18 protein-coding genes are annotated in these 16640 nt (G+C 64.8%); 3 read left to right on the plus strand and 15 right to left on the minus strand.

The genetic code is table 11. The annotated features are described in order from the left end of the window. Positions 1-72 precede the first annotated feature (72 nt). From SO140_RS30740 to SO140_RS30765, 6 genes are all read right to left on the minus strand, one after another. Complete coding sequence (locus tag SO140_RS30740; protein ID WP_449377249.1) at positions 73-603, minus strand: DUF3471 domain-containing protein; 531 nt, start codon at positions 601-603, stop codon at positions 73-75. Beyond that, positions 557-1450 (minus strand): serine hydrolase domain-containing protein, encoded by an 894-nt coding sequence (locus SO140_RS30745; RefSeq protein WP_449377250.1) that lies wholly within the window; start codon positions 1448-1450, stop codon positions 557-559. The genes SO140_RS30740 and SO140_RS30745 overlap by 47 nt, the downstream gene beginning before the upstream one ends. A 92-nt stretch (positions 1451-1542) precedes the next feature. Then, positions 1543-2355: a class D beta-lactamase gene (blaOXA, locus tag SO140_RS30750; RefSeq protein WP_449377251.1), complete on the minus strand. Its 813-nt coding sequence runs from the start codon at positions 2353-2355 to the stop codon at positions 1543-1545. Positions 2356-2434: 79 nt separating this feature from the next. Then, positions 2435-2698 (minus strand): EscU/YscU/HrcU family type III secretion system export apparatus switch protein, encoded by a 264-nt coding sequence (locus tag SO140_RS30755; protein ID WP_254113110.1) that lies wholly within the window; start codon positions 2696-2698, stop codon positions 2435-2437. Next, entirely contained in the window at positions 2695-4329 is a 1635-nt protein-coding gene (gene fliK, locus SO140_RS30760; protein ID WP_449377252.1) for a flagellar hook-length control protein FliK, read from the minus strand. Before fliK ends, SO140_RS30755 begins: the two co-directional genes overlap by 4 nt. 55 nt (positions 4330-4384) lie before the next feature. Then, positions 4385-5179, minus strand: a complete 795-nt coding sequence (locus SO140_RS30765; protein WP_449377253.1) for an ATP12 family chaperone protein — start codon at positions 5177-5179, stop codon at positions 4385-4387. 74 nt (positions 5180-5253) lie between these two features. Between SO140_RS30765 and SO140_RS30770 the strand changes: the two genes are divergently transcribed. Further along, complete coding sequence (locus SO140_RS30770; RefSeq protein ID WP_449377254.1) at positions 5254-5700, plus strand: hypothetical protein; 447 nt, start codon at positions 5254-5256, stop codon at positions 5698-5700. 167 nt (positions 5701-5867) lie between these two features. Here SO140_RS30770 and SO140_RS30775 read toward each other — a convergent pair whose 3' ends face one another. From SO140_RS30775 to SO140_RS30790, 4 genes are read right to left on the minus strand one after another with little or no spacing between them, the layout of a single operon-like run. Beyond that, positions 5868-6182, minus strand: coding sequence for a hypothetical protein (locus tag SO140_RS30775; protein WP_498543529.1), 315 nt, complete (start codon positions 6180-6182; stop codon positions 5868-5870). A 31-nt stretch (positions 6183-6213) separates the two neighbouring features. Then, complete coding sequence (locus SO140_RS30780) at positions 6214-7413, minus strand: RluA family pseudouridine synthase (RefSeq protein ID WP_498543530.1); 1200 nt, start codon at positions 7411-7413, stop codon at positions 6214-6216. Positions 7414-7465: 52 nt separating this feature from the next. After that, a complete protein-coding gene (locus SO140_RS30785) occupies positions 7466-8803 on the minus strand; it encodes a replication-associated recombination protein A (RefSeq protein WP_449377257.1) in 1338 nt (445 codons plus the stop codon). Continuing rightward, entirely contained in the window at positions 8800-10206 is a 1407-nt protein-coding gene (locus SO140_RS30790) for a DegQ family serine endoprotease (protein WP_498543531.1), read from the minus strand. Before SO140_RS30790 ends, SO140_RS30785 begins: the two co-directional genes overlap by 4 nt. Before the next feature lie 317 nt (positions 10207-10523). Between SO140_RS30790 and SO140_RS30795 the strand changes: the two genes are divergently transcribed. Continuing rightward, entirely contained in the window at positions 10524-12125 is a 1602-nt protein-coding gene (locus SO140_RS30795) for an OprO/OprP family phosphate-selective porin (protein WP_498543532.1), read from the plus strand. A gap of 39 nt (positions 12126-12164) precedes the next feature. On the opposite strand, the gene SO140_RS30800 is transcribed toward SO140_RS30795, so the two are convergent. Beyond that, entirely contained in the window at positions 12165-12542 is a 378-nt protein-coding gene (locus SO140_RS30800) for a winged helix-turn-helix transcriptional regulator (RefSeq protein WP_449377260.1), read from the minus strand. Positions 12543-12661: 119 nt separating this feature from the next. On the opposite strand from SO140_RS30800, the gene SO140_RS30805 reads away from it, so the two are divergent. Next, on the plus strand, positions 12662-13675 hold the full coding sequence (locus tag SO140_RS30805) for a zinc-binding alcohol dehydrogenase family protein (protein ID WP_498543533.1): 1014 nt from the start codon (positions 12662-12664) through the stop codon (positions 13673-13675). Between the two features lie 134 nt (positions 13676-13809). On the opposite strand, the gene SO140_RS30810 is transcribed toward SO140_RS30805, so the two are convergent. From SO140_RS30810 to SO140_RS30825, 4 genes are all read right to left on the minus strand, one after another. Next, positions 13810-14316, minus strand: a complete 507-nt coding sequence (locus SO140_RS30810; RefSeq protein ID WP_498543534.1) for a hypothetical protein — start codon at positions 14314-14316, stop codon at positions 13810-13812. Between the two features lie 62 nt (positions 14317-14378). After that, positions 14379-14675 carry a DUF1330 domain-containing protein gene (locus SO140_RS30815; RefSeq protein ID WP_498543535.1) on the minus strand — a complete coding sequence of 99 codons (297 nt, stop codon included), beginning with the start codon at positions 14673-14675 and terminating at the stop codon, positions 14379-14381. A 332-nt stretch (positions 14676-15007) separates the two neighbouring features. After that, positions 15008-15424, minus strand: coding sequence for a 50S ribosomal protein L17 (gene rplQ, locus SO140_RS30820; protein WP_027520940.1), 417 nt, complete (start codon positions 15422-15424; stop codon positions 15008-15010). Between the two features lie 121 nt (positions 15425-15545). Beyond that, on the minus strand, positions 15546-16577 hold the full coding sequence (locus tag SO140_RS30825; RefSeq protein ID WP_449377264.1) for a DNA-directed RNA polymerase subunit alpha: 1032 nt from the start codon (positions 16575-16577) through the stop codon (positions 15546-15548). Positions 16578-16640 lie beyond the last annotated feature (63 nt).

Here is a 16640-nt window from a genome sequence, read left to right on the forward strand (position 1 = left end):
GATGCCTTCACCCCCGAGGAATGCGCCAACTACCTCAAAAATTCAGGCTATCGAACTTAATGCCATCACGCTTTAGGGCACCCGCCGCCCGCGCATGTCCTTGCCGTTCTGGTGCAGCGTCAGCATCGGCGCTGCGCCGTCCTCGGGCCTTGCGAAAGTGAGCTGAGCGTCGACGACGCGGTAGAAGAAATCCGTCTCGCTCTCGGCAAATACCTCATATTCGGCCTGCCCGGTCGCCTGCACGAACAGATGGCTGCCGTCGGCGCGCACCGTCAGCACGAAGGTCGCTGCGATCTGGTAGCGGCCCATATAGGCTGTGAGCAGCGCCGGATCGACGGGGACCTCGTGCCGGATCTTCGGTGGCGGATAGACCGGGTTGATCATGTTCAGTGCGAGCGAGGTGTTGGCGCCATAATCGTTCGCATTCGACAGCAGGATGGATGCCTTCCCGGTACTGGTCGAATAGCCGATGAAGGTCGCATAGCCGCCGGTGCCGCCGTCCTTCCAGATCACCTCGTCGTCGAAGCGCAAGCTGGTGAACCAGCCCATGGCAACGTCACGCTGCGGCTCTCGCGGACGCCGCAGCGACAGCGTCATCCTCATGGCGGCATCGAGCGGCGTGTCGCGCGTGCCCTGATAGGCCTCGACGAACTTGAAGAGGTCGTTCAAGGTCGAGGCGCAGCGCGCCGGCGCCTGCGAGCGCATCGAGGTCCCAATTCGCCACGGGTGCCAACGCTGTATTGTGGCCTGGCGCCAGGCGCTCGCGCAGCGCGGCGGAAAGCGTGATCCGCGTGTCGTCCATGCCGAGCGGCGCGCAGATGCGCGAAGTGACGAGCTCCTCGTAACTTTTGCCCGCGCGCAGTGCCAATACGTGCCCGAGCAGGCCGAAGCCGAGATTGGCGTATTCGTAGTGCTTGCCCGGCGTGTAGGCGAGCCTGTAGCTCGACAGGAAATCGTAGAGCCGATCGGCGGTGTAGTCGGCATACGGATTGGTGGGGTCCTTCGGCGCAAAATTGTTGGGCATGTTCGGCAGGCCGGAAGTGTAGGTCGCTAGATCCAGCAAGGTGATCGGGACGCCCTGATATTCCGGCATCCTGACCCGCTCGGGCAGGAACTTGGCCGCGGGATCATCCAGCGCCACCTCGCCTCGTCCGACCATCTCGGCCAGCAGCAAGGCGGTGAAGACCTTTGTGATCGAGCCGATCTCGAAGACGGTGTCGGCGTCGAGCGCGCGATTATTGGCGGCTCCCGAACGCCCATGGGTCGCGACGATGCGGCGACCGCCGTCGATGCGACCCGCCACGAGCCCCATGGTCTCGTGGCCGGTCTCGATGTGGTCCTCGAGCAAGGCCGCGAGCTCCTGCTCAGGCAGGGACTGAGCATGCAGCCGCGCGCCGCCAAGTAGAAGTGCGGAGCCTCCGAGGAGAACCGAGCGGCGATGCAGCATCATACAAGGTCTCGTATGCGGCGCTCGCGCCGAACGGCCGATTAGTAGCCGAGCAATGCTAGTCGAGCTGCGCGACAGACTCCAGAGCTGCTACGTTAAATTGCGCCGATATCGGCAAGGCAGGCTTGCGTCAGCGTCATGCGATCGGCGATGTGACGCGGCTCGCGGCAATCCATGTTGAGCGCGAACACGGTGCGCGCGTCGCCCTTCTCGGCCCAGCCGACCATCCAGCCGAGCGAGCCCTGCTCCTTACCCGTGAGGCCGGACTTGGCACGGATGATGGAGGTGCCGACTTTCGTCACCGGCAGGATATCGCAGACGAGATCCTGGCTGCGCCCGGAGATCGGCAGCGCGCGGCGCCGCAGCCGGTCGACGAAGTCGATCTGGTCCATGGGATCGATGCGCAGGTTTCCGGTCAGCCAGAACTGGTCGATGCCGCCGCCGATGTCGCGATTGCCATATTCGAAGAGGTCGACGTATTTTTGCATCCGCTCCTGGCCGATGCGGCGCGCGATCTCCTGATAGACCGGCACCGCGCTGACCGCGATGGCGCTGCGCAGCGTGTGATCCCTGTTCCAGGCCTCGATGTCGCGCTTCACGCCGTCCCAGGGGAAGACATCCTTGTCCACGTCCTGCACCACGCCGGTTTCCAGCCCGATCAGCGAGTTGGGAATCTTGAAGGTCGAGGCCGGCAGCCGCGGCTCGGCGGAGCGCTCCTTGTCGCTCAGGATAATCATGTAGTCGTCGACCTTGTAGCCGACGAAGGTGCCGGCCGTGCCGGCTTCCGTAAAACGCTTCGCGAGGCTGTCGCGAACTTCGCTAAGCGGCGGCGCAACATTGGCGAGCGCGCGCGATGGCAGGATGGCGCTGGCGGCGAGAAGGCCGAGAGTAGAGCGACGGGTCAGCAAGGGCGGTATCCGTTCAATGGTCGGTAGCGACAGTGCAGCCGGTTTCGTGGTGAAACGATGACAGCGTTTTGGCGCGGCTTTAGCGCACCCGGCCCGACAGCCGCAGCACGAACACCAAGACCTCGGCCACGGCCTTGTAGAGGTCCGGCGGGATTTCGTCGCCGAGCTCGACCTTGGACAACGCGCCCGCCAGCACCTCGTTCTCCTCGATCGGAATGTCGTGGGCCTTTGCCAGTTCCACGATCTTGGCGCCGATCGTGCCCTTGCCCTTGGCGACGACCCGCGGCGCACCGCTGCCCTTCTCGTAATGCAGGGCGATGGCGAGCTTGCTCTCCTCGCTCATGTCGCGCGATCCAGAAAGTGCCCGGCGCGCGCCGGTTGCGGCTGCGGCGGCGTGCCGTCGCGGATCACGATGTCGCCGGGCTTGAGATCGGCTTTGGCCAGCGCCTTGCTGAGCTCGCCGGCGCCGTCGCGCAATTGCTGCGCGGTGGCAGGACGTTCCGCCCACATCCGCACAAATGTCTTGTCGCCATTGAGCGTGATCAGGGCATGCACGGGGCCGGCCGGCTCGACGTTGAGCGAGAAGCGCGCGCGCCAGGCCTTTTTCGCCGGATCGGACTCGCTGCCACCACCGTCGCGCGTAATCTCGAACTGTGCCATCGCGGTGCCTTGGGGCGTGGCGAAGGGAATTTCGAACGCCCATTGCGGCACGGACGGATCGACGCGTTGGCCGCTGGCATCGACGCGATCCGGAAGTGATGCGACCTGCAACAAAGTCTGCCGCGCGATCGCGGCGTCGGTGTCGTCGAGCAGCCGGTGCACGGTCTGACTCAGCGGAGCATCTGATGCCAGCGAGGCCGCTGGGATCGCCTGCGGCGATGGCAGCGCACCGCGAAATGGCGGCGGCGCGGTCGCCGCACGCGGCATCGTGTCGAGGCTGTGCGCGTCCGGCGCCGCGGCTTTGGATGCCGCAAACGCGGCGCCCATGGCATGCGGCAGCTCTTGCACGGCTTCCTGGAGCAGGCTCAGCGCGACGCCGGGTGACACGGCGCGCGGCAGCGCGCCTTCGGTCATGGCCTCGGTGAGCGCGGCCGCGATATCGGCGCCGTGCGGCGCCTGCAGCGTCTGGCCTGGGCCAGCTTCAGGTGAGAGCGGCGGCGCCTGGAACGTTTCGCCAGCAATCTGCTCGAGCGAGGTCACGGCCCGCGCCACGGCCGCAGGCGCGGCGGGAAGCGCGTTTGCCGGTGCCGCCACTTGCGGCGCCAAAGTTTCAACCGCGCCCGACGTTGCAGCGAGCGTCTGGCGCAGCACGAGAAGCGCCGCCTTCAGATCAGGAACGGTGCCGCTTGCAGGCATCAGCCCTGACGCCAGCGAGGCCTCGAGGAAGATCCCGGATTTCTGGAACGCGGACTCGATGTCGCCACCGTCGAGCTGCGGACCGAGTGGTGTCTGCTGCGCCAGCACGTCCAGCACGGCCTGCTTCAGCCCGGCCGGCAGGTCACTGTTGGTGACGACCGAGGCGAGATTGGCAAACAGCGGCGCCTGGCTGCCCTGCTTGGTCACCGCCTCACTGGAGGCCACCGAAACGGCGATCTGCTCGAGCGGCGTCAGGAGATTGCGCCCAGCGGTCGCGGACGGCGCGAGCGTGGGCGCGTCGGTGAGCGCGACCGCACCTGGCGTCAGCGTGACCTGATCGGTCGCCGCCCCGTCCGTTCCGTTGACGATCGCAAGGCGTACGGTGCCATCGCTCTGCGACACCGCGAGCTGGAGGTTCTGCCCCGGCGACAGCGCCACCTCCGACATAACGTCAATCGAGAGGTTGGCGATCGCGATGCGTACGAGATTGTCGGCCATCACGCTGACGACCTTGGCGTCGACGACCGAGCCCGCCTGGAGCACGAGCTCCGGCGTTGCCGTATCGGCTACGGAGGTGGCGGCGCTGACTGATACAATCGAGCTTATCGGCGTCGGCATGTTTTCAGGACCCGCGGAACGCGAGCAACCCTAGCCATCCGTCGTAAACCTCCCGTTAAGGACCTTGCGTCGGGAGCCCGTTCACGGCCTCGAGGACCACCACCGCCGCGGCAAAATCCTTCAGCCGGGCGGCGCGGCGGCCGGCCGCCTCCTCATCCACGCCCCACTGATCGGCGTTCCAGTCCTCGTCGACATGGGCGGCGGCCCAGACCTGGTCGGCATCACGCGCCCGATGCGCCAGGGCGAGGGCCAGCAGCGCCGAGCCCGTCAGCGTCGTGATCACGTGCAAAGCTGCGACCGACCAGGGATCCCCGGGCAGGGCCGCCCGCGCGGCCGCGATCGCCTGCTCCGGCTGGGTGACATGCATGATGCCCTCGGACAGGATGAAATGCGCGCCAAGCGTCTCGGCCGCCCAGAACAGCACGGGGTCCCAATGCACGGCCTCGCGGGCCACCAGGCCCTCGGGATGGCCGGCGCGATAGAACAGCAGGTCGGACTGGAGGTATTTTGCGAGGTCATCGCTGACGAGATCGACGCGGCCGACCACGCCCTCGACCACGCTGTTGGCGAGCCGCGTCAGCGGCATGGTCATGGGGTCGATCGTCTCCGCCTGGCCCGCCCATTCCGCGGCGACCGCGTCGGCGAGCAGCTTCGCGGGGATGACAACCTGGCGGCCGGACGGCGTCTTGATCGGCTTGCCGTCGAGCGTGATGGCGAAGCCGCCCTCGGCCTCCGCAACGCCCGCCTGCGCATAGAAACGCTTGCGCAGGGGCGCCCGGGAGGCAGCCCGCGCGGCCTCCTGCGGATCGAGCCGGGACTGGCCCGCAACCTCGTCAAACAATTCACGCATTCGGTTTTCGACCCTAATCCCTGGATGCTAGGCTTCTAAAGTATGTCCGGCAGCCGATAAAGCGAGCGGCAGGCATGAAGGAAATCGCTGGCATTATGGCCCTGTTCGCCGGCTTCTGGTCGGTTGTCGCCGAGGCCGGTTTCCGCTCGCCGGAATCGCTGGTGCGCAACGTCTATGCCCATTACGGCCGGGGTGCACCGGAGTTCTCGAAAGGCCTGCCGCGAGATGCTCCGACCGCGCGCCAGTTCTTCGACCCCAGCCTGCGCAAGGTCTGGAGCAGCCAGCGGAGCGAGCCCTACGATTTCCTGGTGCAAAGCCAGACCTGGACACTCGGCCCGGTCGCGATCTCGGTGCTTCGCAAGCAATACGACAAGACCTATGTCGCGGCGCTGTTCGACAATAACGGCCGTCGGGTGACGCTGAACTTCATCCTGGTCGACGGGCCGGAAGGCTGGCTGATCACCGACGTCGAGAGCCCGCATGACAGCCTGCGGATGTTTCTGGAGCAGTTCAGGAACTAGCGGGCCCCTGTCACACTCGCCGCTGTCATGCCCCGCGCAGTGATCTGTCCGGTCTAAACAGCAGGCGGGGCATCCAGTACGCCGCGGCTTATCGATTCAATCACAGCCGTCTCGGAGTACTGGATCGCCCGGTCGAGCGATGACAACTGAGGATGTGGCGGGATGACCTACTGGTTCGCGCACATGCGTGAATACGTGCCGCGATCGGCTGGGCTAAGCCCCGCCCCGGCAGCGTCATCGAGGCATTTGCTGATGCGGTCGCTGAATGAGGATCGTGGCGCCGGTCTGTAATTGTTGCTCGGCCGCGCATCGAGCTGCGGGACTTTCGGTATCTCGATCTTTGGCGGTGGCAGCGGAGGAGGCGGTGGTGGCAGCAATAGCGGCGAGGTGCCCGGCACCAGCGTCTGCGCGAAACTGCCCTGCCCCGCCGCGAGCGCAGCTAGAACCACCAGGATGGAGAGCGTCGCCTTCATGGAGGACATGTCGTGCTCCTCCCGTGGTCGCGCAAGCGGATTACTCCTCCGGCGCGTTCTCGATCGGATCAAATCTTGTTGCGTCGAGGCCAAGCAGGTTCCACGACTGCTGCATGTGCGGCGGCAGCGGAGCGCTGGCGTCGATGACCCCACCGCGCGGATGCGGAATGACGATACGGCGCGCGAGCAGATGCAGCCGGTTTTGCAGGCCGCCCGGCAATTCCCAGTTCTCGATGTTGAAGTATTTGGGATCGCCGATGATGGGATGGCCGATATGGGCCATGTGGGCGCGAAGCTGGTGCGTGCGCCCGGTCACCGGCTTCAGCGACACCCAGGTGAGCTTGTTGCCGGCGGTCTCGACCACCGCATAGTAGGTCACCGCGTGGCTCGCGCCCTCGTCGCCATGTTGGGCGATGCGCATGATGGTGTCGTCCTCGCTCTCCTCTTTCGCGAGGAAGGTCGAGATGCGGCCCTGCTTCGGCTTCGGCAGACCCGGCACCAGCGCCCAATAGATCTTCCGTGCCGAACGCGAGCGGAAGGCACCGGTGAGATGGGTCGCGGCAAAGCGCGTCTTCGCGATCAACAGGCAGCCTGACGTGTCCTTGTCGATGCGATGCACCAGGCGTGGCTTCTGCCCCTTGGCGTCCCGCATCACTTCCAACATCTGGTCGATGTGCCGCGTGGTGCCGGAGCCCCCCTGCACCGCAAGCCCCGCCGGCTTGTTGAGCACGAGGACGTCGTCGTCCTCGTAGAGCGTCATCTCCTTGAGCGCTTGAAGCGTTTTTTGCGCGGCTTCGGAGAGCGCGCCGGGCAGCTTCGGCGTATCCAGCTTCAACGGCGGAATGCGGACGCTCTGCCCCTCCTCCAGCCGGTCCTTGCTGTCGACCCGCTTGCCGTCGACGCGCAGTTCGCCTTTGCGCACGACGCGCTGGATGTGGGAGAACGACAGCCCTGGGAAACGCGCCTCCAGAAACCGATCGACGCGCATGTTGTTCTCGTCGGCCGTCACGGTGACGGTCTGCACCTTGGTCGGCAGCAGCGCCTCGACGGGCTTTGCGCTCGCCGGCTCAGGCGCACGCCGCTCGGTGCGCTCGCTAGCGAAAAGTGGCGGCTTCGAACCCGGCTTGCCGCCCGGCCGCGGCCCTGCCTTCTGCGCGCTACGCGCCTTGAACGGACGCGCTTCCTTGCGTTCATCACGCGAGCGGGGCTTTGGGTTGGTTCTCTTGATGCGGCGGCTCATGGTTGTCTGCCTAGCCTAAAAGCGGCTTCTCGTCACGACGAAATGGCCGATTTCAACGCGAGCCGCCCCGCTCCTTCCGCAGCTTCGCCCAGTAATCCAGCCGCTTCCTGATCTCCCGCTCAAACCCGCGCTCGGGCGGGTCGTAGAAGGTCTGGCGTCCAAGGGCCTCCGGGAAATAGTCCTGGCCGGAAAACGCGTCGGGCGCGTCGTGGTCGTATTCGTAGGCTGCGCCATAGCCCTCCGACTTCATCAGACCGGTGGGCGCGTTGAGGATGTGCTTCGGCGGCAGCAGGGAGCCGGCCTGCTTTGCGGTCTGCATCGCGGCGCCGAAGGCAGCGTAGACTGCGTTCGATTTCGGCGCGGTGGCGAGATAGACGACGGCCTGGGCGATCGCGAGCTCGCCTTCGGGATGACCCAGGAAGTCGAAGGCGTCCTTCGCCGCATTCGCGATGACGAGCGCCTGCGGATCGGCAAGGCCGATGTCCTCGACCGCCATGCGCACCACGCGCCGCGCCAGGAACAGCGGATCCTCGCCGGCGTCCAGCATGCGCGCAAGATAATAGAGCGCCGCGTCCGGATCTGAGCCGCGCACGGACTTATGCAGGGCCGAGATCAGGTTGTAGTGGCCGTCGGCGGACTTGTCGTAGATCGGCGCGCGGCGCTGCAAGATGTCCTGCAACTGCTCGGCCGTGAATATCTCGCCGGCGCGCGCGGAACGCCAGACTTCCTCGACCAGCGTCAGCGCAGCACGGCCGTCGCCGTCGGCCATGCGTGCGAGCGCGGCGCGCGCCTCCGCATCCAGCGGCAGCTTCTTGCCCTCGACGACTTCCGCATGCGCGAACAGTTTTTCGATTGCTGCGGCGTCGAGCGAATGGAACACCAGCACGCGGGCGCGCGAGAGCAACGCCGCGTTGAGCTCGAAGGACGGATTTTCGGTGGTGGCGCCGACCATCACCACCGTTCCGTCCTCCATCACCGGCAGAAAGGAATCCTGCTGCGCGCGGTTGAAGCGATGCACCTCGTCGACGAACAGCAGCGTGCCCTTGCCCATCTCGCGGCGGGCGCGCGCGGCGTCAAAGGCCTTTTTCAGGTCGGCGACGCCGGAGAATACCGCGGAGATCTGCTCGAAATGCAGGTCGGTGGCGTCAGCGAGCAGCCGCGCCACGGTGGTCTTGCCGGTGCCCGGCGGTCCCCAGAACACCAGCGAGCCGAGCGTACGCGTCGCCAGCATGCGTGTCAGCGCGCCGTCCGGGCCGAGGATGTGGTCCTGACCCACGACCTCCGACAGCGCGCGCGGGCGCAGGCGGTCCGGCAGCGGATGCGGGGCATCGTGATCGAGCCCAGCCGCGGCGAAGAGCGTTGGCGTCCCCTGTGGTCGCTTCGCGCTCATCCGCCGAGCGTGACGTTGATCTGCTGGCCGCCGCGCAGCAGCGCGATACGCCAGAGCCGCGCGGACACGCCCGCCGCCTTCTCCAGATCGCTGGTCTGGCCGATCTTCTGGTTGTTGACCGAAAGAATGATATCGCCCTTCTGGAAGCCGACGCCTGCGGCCGTGGTGTCGTCGCCGATTTCGGTGATCACGACGCCCTCGGTGTCGGCATCGAGATGCAATTCGTCGGCGACCGCCGGCGTGATGGCCGAGATCTTCGCACCCTGGAATGGCGAGCGCGCGGTGATGACGATCTCATTGCGACCGGTGTCAGGCGCGGTCTCGAGCTGCACGGTGAGCTTGATCGGTTTGCCGGCGCGCTGCACGTCGAGTTGCGCGGTACCGCCGAGCGGACGGGTGGCCAGGCGGTAGTCGAAGGCATTGAGATCGTCGACCGTCTGCCCGTCGATCGCGACGATCAGATCGGAGGCTTTCAAGCCGGCTTTCGCCGCAGGCCCGTTCGACACGACGCTCGCGACCAGCGCGCCCGTCGGCGAGCGCAGGCCCAGGCTCTCCGCGATGTCGGGCGTCACCCCCTGGAGCCGCGCGCCGAGCCACGGCCGCTTCACCGCCTTGCCGCCGCTCCTGGCGGAGGCAACGACGACGCGCACCATGTTGGCAGGAATCGCAAACCCGATGCCCTGCGAGCCGCCGGAGCGCGAATAGATCGCGGTGTTGATGCCGGCCAGCCTGCCGTTCATGTCGACCAGCGCACCGCCGGAATTGCCGGGATTGATCGCTGCATCGGTCTGGATGAAGAACTGATAGTCGGTGATGCCGACCTGCGTGCGCGCGAGTGCCGAGATGATGCCGTGGGTCACGGTCTGGCCGACGCCGAAGGGATTGCCGATCGCGAGCACGACGTCGCCGACCATCAACTCATCCGAGTTGGTGAAGTCGAGGGTGGGGAATTTCTCCTTGGCGTCCTTCAGGCGCAGCACCGCCAGATCGGTGCGGGAATCCTTCAGCAGAATCTCGGCCTCGAACTCCCGCTTGTCCGAGAGCGACACCTTGACCTGGTCGGCGCCCTCGATGACATGGACGTTGGTAACCACGAGACCCGAGGGATCGACGATGACGCCGGAGCCGAGCGAGCGCTGCATCTGCTCGGGCTGCTGGCCCGGCACGCCGAAGAAGCGGCGGAAAATCGGGTCGTCCAGCAGCGGATTGCGGTTCTGCACCACCTTGGCGGCATAGACGTTGACCACCGCCGGCTGCACCCGCTGCACGATCGGCGCATAGGACAGCTTGAGCTCCGCCTGAGACGACGGGACGCGACGGTCCTGCGCGAGGGCGGGATCTAGACTGCCCAGAAGGGTCATGCAGCTTGCGGCAATAACAGTGGCGCGGATCAATCGAAACATTCCTACCTCTCGGAAAAGACGCCGGAATATAGGCATGTTCGACCGCCAATAGAAGGGCGGCTCCCGCCAATATTCGCCCCCTTTTCTCCCCGCTCCGGCATGCAAGTCCCGCACGAGGGGCAGCGATTTTGCCGGTCCCGCGGGATTGGCATGACGCCCATCATCCTCCAGAGTGGAAGTTAAGCACGATTCGGTTGATGCGAATTTACATCAGCGGGAACCGGGCTCGTGCGTGATATTCGTCGCGGGGCGGTCATCTGCCGATCGTACGATTCTCCGTGATGATCGGGACGCTGATCAGTAAGGGAGTGGATGACGTGAATAGGAAAAGATTCACAACCGCGGCGCTCGGCCTCGCCGGCGCGCTCGCGGCTTCGCAAGGCCACGCACAGACGGCGAGCAACAGCGATCAGGAGATCGCATTGTTGAAGCAGCAATTGAAGCTGCTCGAGCAGAAGCTCGATAAACTGCAAAATCAGACCGCGGCGAACACGGCGGCCACGGCGAAGGCCAAGGCCGAAGCGAAGGCCGAAGCGAGAACCGAAGCGAAGGCCGCGGTTGCCAACGCGCAAGCCGCCATTCCGGTCAAGGGCCCGGTGGCTCCATCCGGTGTCGTCGTGACCATGCCGAACAACCGGCCGACCATCTGCACCGCGGACGAACAGAACTGCGTCGCGATCACGAGCCGCGTCCACTGGGACGTCGGCGGCTACGACTACCGTCCCAACACCGCGGCGACCGTGCCGCAGAAGCTCGACAGCGGCGAAAATCTCCGCCGCGCGCGGATCGGCGTCGTCGGCAAATTCTTCGGCGACTGGAACTACGCGCTGATCTATGACTTCGGCGGCTCGTCCGACGGCTTCGGCGGCACAGCTCCGGGCTCGCTGCCCGGCGGCGGCACGTCCGGCGTCGAAAACGCCTATCTGAGCTACACCGGCCTGAAACCGTTCGGCGGCAAGATGGCGGTCGAAGCCGGCATCATGGACCTGCCCTGGACGCTCGACGAATCGACCAGCTCCAACGACATCCTGTTCATGGAGCGTGCTTCGGTCGGCGTCATCGCACAAAATATCGCAGCCGGTGACTTCCGTTCGGCCGCCGGCACCCGCTGGTGGAACGACCAGCTCTGGGTCGGCGCCTATGTCACCGGACCAACCACGGGCCAGATCCACTCTGCGTCCAGCGTCTCTCCGCCCGGGACAAGCGAGCAATATGGCGCCGTCGCCCGCATTGCCGGCAATCCCATCAGCGGCAATGGCTACTCGTTTCATATCGGCGCCGATGCGGAGTGGCTGATCCAGCCGCCGCGCAATCTGGTGACGCAGGCGCAGACGCTCACGCTCAGTGACCGGCCTGAGCTGCGGATCGATCCAACGTCGCTGATATCGACCGGTGCGATCGCCAACGTTTCCGGGGCGCAGGTCTACGGCGTCGAAGTGGCGGGGACCTATGGCCCGCTCATCGCGCAGGGCGAATACTACTGGTTCAATGTCGACCGCACAGCGAATACTGGCCTGCCGCCCTTCAGCGCGCCGAGCCTGAAATTCGACGGCGGCTACGCGCAGGTCGGCTACGTGCTCACCGGCGAGACGCGTGCCTACAATCCGGCGACGGCCTCCTACGGCGGCATCAAGCCGGCGAATCCGTTCTCACTCACCGGTGGCGGGTGGGGTGCCTGGGAAATCGCCGCACGCGTGAGCACGATGAACCTGAACGATCAGCTCGCAACTGCGGCCGGCATCGCGGGTGGACGGCAAACCATCTACACTGCCGCGCTGAACTGGTACGTCAACGGCAACATCCGCTTCATGCTGGACTACCTGCATGGCGACATCTCCAAGCAGGTGAGCTCCACCTCTGCGGCGAATGCGGGCTCGAAGTTCGACGCGATTGCGATGCGGACCCAGGTCGCGTTCTGATACGACCCTTCCGGGAGCGGCACGTCCGCTCCCGGACACTTACGCTGCGCGCTTCGCCTTCCTCACGACCACCGGCGGCGGCGCGCAGGACAGCCGTTCCTGGTGGCTTTCACCCCAGGCTTTCAGGATATCGATCACCGGCCGCAGGCTCTCGCCGAGCTCGGAGAGACAGTATTCCACCCGCGGCGGCACTTCCGCATAGACCTTGCGGATGACGAGCTTGTCCTCCTCCAGCGCGCGAAGCTGTTTGGTCAGCATGCGCTGGGTGATGCCGGGCATCAGGCGACGCAATTCGCCGAAGCGCTGCGTGCCGCCCTGGAGGTGATAGAGGATCACGCCCTTCCATTTGCCGTCGATCAGGTCGAGCGTGGCCTCGACCGAGCACCCCGGCCGCCGGGCAAAATTGCGCCGTTTCATGCGTGTTTTCCCAATAGTATCCAAACAGGGACTATATCCCCATTTTTACAGTACTTGCAAAATCGGAGCTACCCGGACACTTAACCTGGCGATCTCACCTTCTGATGGAGACTTGAGACATGAAGGCCGTCGGCTACAAAAAATCGCTTCCGATCGAGGATCAGGATTCCCTGATCGATTTCGAAACCGCAAAGCCGGAGCCGAAGGGGCGCGACATCCGCGTCGCGGTAAAGGCGATCTCGGCCAATCCGGTCGACTTCAAGGTGCGCAAGCGCGCTGCCCCGCCCGAAGGCGAGGTCAAGATTTTGGGCTACGACGCGGCCGGCGTGATCGATGCGGTCGGGCCTGATGCCACGCTGTTCAAGCCGGGCGACGAGGTGTTCTACGCCGGCTCGATCCTGCGCCAGGGCACCAATGCCGAATTCCACCTGGTCGACGAGCGCATCGTCGGCCTCAAGCCGAAATCGCTCTCATTCGCGCAGGCTGCCGCGCTTCCCCTCACCTCCATCACCGCGTGGGAATTGCTGTTCGACCGCCTCGGCGCCGTGCCTGGCAAGAGCGTCGATCCGCGCACGCTCCTGATCACGGGCGGCGCAGGCGGCGTTGGCTCGATCCTGATCCAGCTTGCGCGCCGCCTCACCGGCCTCACGGTGCTCGCGACCGCGACGCGGCCGGAGTCGCAGAAATGGTGCCTCGATCTCGGCGCACATGCTGTGATCGATCACGGCAAACCGATGAAGGAGCAGATCGAGAAACTCAAGCTGCCGCCGGTCGCGCTGGTGGCAAGCCTCACCTTCACCGACCAGCACTACAAGGCGATCGCCGAATTCATGGCGCCGCAAGGCAGGTTCGGCCTGATCGACGATCCCCCGGAATTCACGATGGCCGTGTTCAAGGGCAAGGCAATTTCGGTGCACTGGGAATCGATGTTCACGCGCTCCTCGTTCCAGACGCCTGACATGGTCGCGCAGCATCACCTGCTGGGTGACGTCGCCGACCTCATCGACAAAGGCGTGCTTCGCACGACGATCGATCAGACCTTTGGCACGATCAACGCGACGAACCTCAAGCGCGCACATGCGCTGCTCGAAAGCGGCAAGTCGCGCGGCAAGATCGTGCTGGAGGGATGGTAGTTAAATCGTTGGTGCGTAGGATGGGCAAAGGCGCTCGTGCGCCGTGCCCACCATCTCTCCACGTGCGTGATAGAAGGTGGGCACGCTTCGCTTTGCCCACCCTACGATTGCTACAATTGCTACGTTCTACGCTCTCACTTCGCCTGAGCGGCCGTCTGGAGCGCCTTCCAGTCGAATCTCTCGGCGAGTGCCAGTCCCTCCTCCTCGGTAAGGCCGTCAAAGGAAAGATTGAACAGCGCGTCCTTGCCGAGCGCCACGATGAGCGTGCCTGATTTCTGCGGGTTGTTGTAGTTCTTGAGCACCTGCATTCCGCGCATGGTTGCGGACATGACATGACCGTCCGGAGTCTGGATGTTCATTCCGCTCTGGATCGGTGCCAGCGCTCCAGTGGCCGCCTGCCCGACCATGACCGCGGCCTGCAGATGCGCCGAGCCGCGCGTGTATTCGCGCGTCGCCGTGGTCATGCTCGTATCGGACATCTGCATCGACATGCCATCCGGCTTCTTGCCTTCCCATCCGGCAAGGTCGACCAGGAGCGGCAGCAGCCGCTGAAACGGCTGGTCGGCGTGTGACGGCGAAAGCGGCCACAAGATCACCAGTGCAACGAAGAAACAGAAAACCTTGAATCGCGACTGAAGCATTCTCTTCTCCCGGTTGGGCTAACCGGGCGAGCATAGCAACCCTTCGTTGCACCAGAAAGACCTCACCCAGGCGGTACGCCGTCGACAAATATCAGCCGTCGCTCCAGCGCGGTCCTCCGCAACTTCAGCGCCTCGGCATATTCGACCGAGGCGTACCATTCGCGCGCACGCACTATCGATGGAAACTCGACGATGATGATGGTCCTGGCTGGCGGACCGCCCTCCACGACCTCTGCGGCGCCGCCGCGTACGAGGTAGCGGCCGTCATATTGTGCGATCGTCTTTGCGGCGAGCGTGCGATAGGCCTCCATCGCGCTCTTATCGTGGACCTCGACCTCGGAGATAACATAGGCGGGCATGCGCGCACCCTCTTGTTGAGCATGATCTTCTCGGAAAACCGCTGCGCACTTTCCTGGATCATGCCCTACGCAATGATGTTGACGATGGAAATGTCGGGCGCCATCGGCGGCTCCGCAATTGGCACTCACTCATGCGTGAGGAAGGCATTCCCGTAGGATGGGCAAAGCTTTGTAGGGTGGGCAAAGGCGCTCTCGCGCCGTGCCCACCACTTCTGCTGCGGCACGCAAAGTGGTGGGCACGCTTCGCTTTGCCCACCCTACAATTCTCTACCCGCAAAACAAAAGCGGCGCCCGAGAGCGCCGCTTTCTCAAACTCTAAACTGCCGACAGGCTTACGCCGCTTCGGCTTCCTTCGCCTGGGACGGACCGGAGTCCTGGCCCTTGGCATCGACGTCGCGGTCGACGAACTCGATCACGGCCATCGCGGCGTTGTCGCCGTAACGGAAGCCGGCCTTGATGATGCGGGTGTAGCCGCCCTGGCGGTCCTTGTAGCGGGTCGCGAGCGTGTCGAAGAGTTTCTTGACCATGTCGACGTCGCGCAGCTCCGCGATCGCCTGACGACGGAGCGAGAGGCCGCCCTTCTTGCCGAGGGTGACGAGCTTCTCGACGATCGGACGCAGCTCCTTGGCCTTGGGCAGCGTAGTGACGATCTGCTCGTGCTTGATGAGCGAAGCCGCCATGTTGGCGAACATCGCCTTGCGGTGCTCGGCCGTGCGGTTGAGCTTCCGATGAACCTTGCCGTGACGCATGTAACTATTCCTTATATTAGAACTGCCGCGACGGTCGGTCGGACCAGTTGCTCAGGTGGGCTTCCTGCGTTCGCCCATAAAAATGACGGCCGGGGACGCCGGCCGTCACGGTGAAGTCAGATCAGTAGTGATCTTCGAAGCGCTTGGCGAGCTCGTCGATGTTCTCCGGCGGCCAGCCCGGCACTTCCATGCCGAGGTGCAGACCCATCTGGGCCAGCACTTCCTTGATCTCGTTCAGCGACTTGCGGCCGAAGTTCGGGGTGCGGAGCATTTCCGCCTCGCTCTTCTGCACGAGGTCGCCGATGTAGACGATGTTGTCGTTCTTCAGGCAGTTGGCCGAACGCACCGACAGCTCGAGCTCGTCCACCTTCTTGAGGAAGGCCGGGTTGAAGGCGAGGTCCGGGATGATCTCCTGGGCGACTTCCTTGCGCGGCTCTTCGAAGTTGACGAACACGTTGAGCTGATCCTGGAGGATGCGCGCAGCGTAGGCCACCGAGTCATCCGGCGTGATCGCGCCGTTGGTCTCGATCGTCATGGTCAGCTTGTCATAGTCGAGGATCTGGCCCTCGCGGGTGTTCTCGACCTTATAGGAGACCTTGCGAACCGGCGAGTAGAGGCTGTCGACCGGAATCAGGCCGATCGGCGCGTCCTCGGGACGGTTACGCTCGGCGGGCACGTAGCCCTTGCCGGTCGAGACCGTGAACTCCATGCGAATCTCGGCACCGTCGTCGAGGGTGCAGATCTGGAGGTCCGGGTTGAGCACGGTGACGTCGCCGACGGTCTGGATGTCGCCGGCGGTAACCACGCCCGGGCCCTGCTTCTTCACGACCATGCGCTTGGGCCCTTCGCCCTGCATCTTGATCGAGATGTCCTTGATGTTGAGGACGATGTCGGTAACGTCCTCACGGACGCCCGCGATCGAGGAGAACTCGTGCAGCACGCCGTCGATGTGCACCGACTGCACGGCGGCGCCCTGAAGCGAAGACAACAGGATGCGGCGCAGCGCGTTGCCGAGTGTCTGGCCGAAGCCACGCTCGAGCGGCTCGGCGACGATGGTCGCAAAGCGGGCCGGATCGCTACCCGGGGATACCTGGAGCTTGTTCGGCCGAATCAGTTCTTGCCAATTTTTCTGGATCGTCACTGTTTCACCCATACAGGCCAGTCAGTCTGCCATTGCCGACACTGGCGTTGGAGAAAGGCCGCAAGTCACGCTTGC

Source organism: Bradyrhizobium sp. UFLA05-108 (assembly GCF_059803455.1).

Bases quoted from the DNA above. Each gene is read 5' to 3' on its own strand.
- SO140_RS30740 (WP_449377249.1), bottom strand. From the start codon at position 603: ATGAGGATGACGCTGTCGCTGCGGCGTCCGCGAGAGCCGCAGCGTGAC.
- SO140_RS30745 (WP_449377250.1), bottom strand. From the start codon at position 1,450: ATGATGCTGCATCGCCGCTCGGTTCTCCTCGGAGGCTCCGCACTTCTA.
- SO140_RS30755 (WP_254113110.1), bottom strand. From the start codon at position 2,698: ATGAGCGAGGAGAGCAAGCTCGCCATCGCCCTGCATTACGAGAAGGGC.
- fliK (WP_449377252.1), bottom strand. From the start codon at position 4,329: ATGCCGACGCCGATAAGCTCGATTGTATCAGTCAGCGCCGCCACCTCC.
- SO140_RS30765 (WP_449377253.1), bottom strand. From the start codon at position 5,179: ATGCGTGAATTGTTTGACGAGGTTGCGGGCCAGTCCCGGCTCGATCCG.
- SO140_RS30770 (WP_449377254.1), top strand. From the start codon at position 5,254: ATGAAGGAAATCGCTGGCATTATGGCCCTGTTCGCCGGCTTCTGGTCG.
- SO140_RS30775 (WP_498543529.1), bottom strand. From the start codon at position 6,182: ATGTCCTCCATGAAGGCGACGCTCTCCATCCTGGTGGTTCTAGCTGCG.
- SO140_RS30780 (WP_498543530.1), bottom strand. From the start codon at position 7,413: ATGAGCCGCCGCATCAAGAGAACCAACCCAAAGCCCCGCTCGCGTGAT.
- SO140_RS30785 (WP_449377257.1), bottom strand. From the start codon at position 8,803: ATGAGCGCGAAGCGACCACAGGGGACGCCAACGCTCTTCGCCGCGGCT.
- SO140_RS30790 (WP_498543531.1), bottom strand. From the start codon at position 10,206: ATGTTTCGATTGATCCGCGCCACTGTTATTGCCGCAAGCTGCATGACC.
- SO140_RS30800 (WP_449377260.1), bottom strand. From the start codon at position 12,542: ATGAAACGGCGCAATTTTGCCCGGCGGCCGGGGTGCTCGGTCGAGGCC.
- SO140_RS30805 (WP_498543533.1), top strand. From the start codon at position 12,662: ATGAAGGCCGTCGGCTACAAAAAATCGCTTCCGATCGAGGATCAGGAT.
- SO140_RS30810 (WP_498543534.1), bottom strand. From the start codon at position 14,316: ATGCTTCAGTCGCGATTCAAGGTTTTCTGTTTCTTCGTTGCACTGGTG.
- SO140_RS30815 (WP_498543535.1), bottom strand. From the start codon at position 14,675: ATGCCCGCCTATGTTATCTCCGAGGTCGAGGTCCACGATAAGAGCGCG.
- rplQ (WP_027520940.1), bottom strand. From the start codon at position 15,424: ATGCGTCACGGCAAGGTTCATCGGAAGCTCAACCGCACGGCCGAGCAC.
- SO140_RS30825 (WP_449377264.1), bottom strand. From the start codon at position 16,577: ATGGGTGAAACAGTGACGATCCAGAAAAATTGGCAAGAACTGATTCGG.